Below are 353 nucleotides of genomic sequence, written 5' to 3'. Positions count from 1 at the left end.
AACTGTCCGGAAACAGGGACGAACTCCAGAGGTGCTTGTTTGGTCACACCCCGTAATCGCTTAAGTCGAGAGGATCGTCCGAATCCATATGCCAAGTCACTCCATCGAATGCGGAGCCGGTGTATCCCTCCAGGGTTATCCAGACCGTTCCGCTCATGTCGGTGATAACCGTGTTGCCATCTTCATCGGTAGATGACAAAAACAAGTAGTACCCGCCAGCATCCTCATAATCTGTTTCATAGATTATGATCGTGTCGCCATTGTCGGGATCATAGTCCGTGATTGTGACCGATGCGCCAGCAAGCACATATGTGTTTGACCCACCGCCACCGGTCAGGGTATCTGTCCCCCCG

Annotated in this window: 1 protein-coding gene; it reads right to left on the bottom strand. The window is 52.4% G+C overall.

The genetic code is table 11. The features are described from left to right. Positions 1-43: 43 nt before the first annotated feature. A partial coding sequence (locus tag E1297_RS48775; protein ID WP_209015523.1) for a hypothetical protein occupies positions 44-353 on the bottom strand: 310 nt, incomplete at its 5' end.

The organism is Roseibium sp. RKSG952 (genome assembly GCF_009711355.1).
This window is presented reverse-complemented; position numbering and strand designations above follow the sequence as displayed.